Consider the following 2,000-nt stretch of genomic DNA (forward strand, 5'->3'; position numbering starts at 1 on the left):
AGATAAATTATTAATTTTTAAGAATATATGAACAAAACTGCGCAATCAGTATGGGAAAACTGTCTGTCCTTTATAAAGGACAATATTCAAGAGCAAGCCTACAAAACTTGGTTTGAACCTATTAAGTCAGTAGAACTAACTGATAACGCATTATACATTCAAGTTCCTAGTAAATTCTTTTACGAATGGCTTGAGGAACACTATGTAAAATTACTAAAAGTTGCCCTTACCAAAGAACTTGGAAAAAATGCAAAGTTACTCTATAAAATTAAAATGGAAAACACTTATGGCAATAAACAACCATTTACGGAACAATTGCCATCAGCTCATCGAGGTCCAATTAAGTCACAAGATGTAGATGCTCCATTTAAAAATCTAAATCCAGAACTTAAAAATCCGTTTGTGATTCCTGGAATTAGAAATTTAAAAATTGAGTCGCAATTAAATCCTAATTATAGTTTTGACAATTTCCTTGAAGGTGATTCTAATAGATTAGCACGTTCTGCAGGTATGGCTGTTGCCAATAAACCAGGTGGAACTTCATTTAATCCGTTGTTGATTTTTGGTGGTGTTGGTTTAGGAAAAACTCACTTAGCGCACGCTATTGGAGTTGAAATAAAAGATAAATATCCAGAAAAAACCGTGTTGTATATTTCTGCCGAAGTATTCACACAACAATATATAGATTCTGTTAAGAAAAACAACCGTAATGATTTTATCCATTTCTATCAATTGATCGATGTGTTAATCATTGACGACGTTCAATTTTTATCAGGAAAAACAGGAACTCAAGATGTATTCTTCCACATTTTCAATTACTTACATCAAAACGGAAAACAAGTAATTCTTACTTCAGACAAAGCTCCGGTTGACATGCAAGACATTGAACAACGTTTGTTATCACGTTTCAAATGGGGTTTATCTGCCGAATTACATCAGCCAGATTACGAAACAAGAGTTTCTATCTTGAATAATATTTTATATCGCGATGGTGTTGAAATGCCAAACGAAATCATAGAATATGTTGCTCAAAATATAAAATCGAACGTTCGTGAATTAGAAGGCGCGATTATTTCGTTGATTGCTCAATCGTCTTTTAACAAAAAAGAAGTAACATTAGAATTAGCAAAAAGTATTGTAGAGAAATTTGTTAAAAATGTAAAACGCGAAATATCAATAGATTACATCCAAAAAGTAGTTTCCGATTATTTCCAATTGGATTTAGATACTTTACAATCAAAAACTAGAAAACGTCATGTGGTTCAAGCAAGACAACTAGCTATGTTCTTTGCAAAGAAATTCACAAAAGCATCATTGGCAAATATTGGTTCGCAAATTGGAGACCGAGATCACGCAACCGTTTTGCACGCTTGTAAAACCGTTGATAATTTAGTTGCAACCGATAAGCAATTCAAAAAATTTGTTGAAGATATTCACAAAAAATTATCATTATAATTAGTGGTAATCTTTACATTTGCATTTTAAAGCAATACATGTATGTCTGTTAAAATTTTGATGGTTTGCTTAGGTAACATTTGTCGATCACCATTGGCAGAAGGCATCTTAGCATCTAAATTACCCAAAGATAAATTCGTAGTAGATTCTGCTGGAACAGGAAATTGGCACGTTGGAAAACAACCCGATTCTCGTTCTATTGCCACTGCTAAAAAAAACGGACTTGATATTTCTTCGCAAAAAGGAAAGCATTTCACTCCACAACATTTTGAAGAATTCGATTATATATATGTAATGGATGGTTCCAATTATGATGATGTGCTTTTTTTAGCTAAATCTGAAGATCACAAAAAGAAAGTAAGTCGAATTCTTGACGAACTTTTCCCTGGAGATAATGTTGATGTTCCCGATCCGTATTATGGTTTACAAAACGGATTTGATATGGTTTATGAGATGCTCGATGAAGCTACCGATTTATTGGCAAAAAAATTAATAGAAAAACATTCTTGTAATTTTTAGATATCGGCTATTTTTTCTAATAAAAT

Annotated in this window: 2 protein-coding genes; both read left to right on the forward strand. The window is 32.5% G+C overall.

Features of this window, described 5'->3' with window-relative positions:
• Window positions 1-27: 27 nt before the first annotated feature.
• The gene (dnaA, locus tag DIU01_RS10165; protein WP_035123876.1) at window positions 28-1,455 is read left to right on the forward strand and encodes a chromosomal replication initiator protein DnaA; all 1,428 of its coding nucleotides are present in this window, start codon (window positions 28-30) and stop codon (window positions 1,453-1,455) included.
• A gap of 42 nt (window positions 1,456-1,497) precedes the next feature.
• The gene (locus tag DIU01_RS10170) at window positions 1,498-1,974 is read left to right on the forward strand and encodes a low molecular weight protein-tyrosine-phosphatase (protein WP_290834069.1); all 477 of its coding nucleotides are present in this window, start codon (window positions 1,498-1,500) and stop codon (window positions 1,972-1,974) included.
• The last annotated feature ends 26 nt before the right edge of the window (window positions 1,975-2,000 follow it).

Origin of the sequence: Flavobacterium sp. (assembly GCF_003525665.1) — a bacterium.
In the GTDB taxonomy this organism is placed as follows: Bacteria; Bacteroidota; Bacteroidia; order Flavobacteriales; family Flavobacteriaceae; genus Flavobacterium.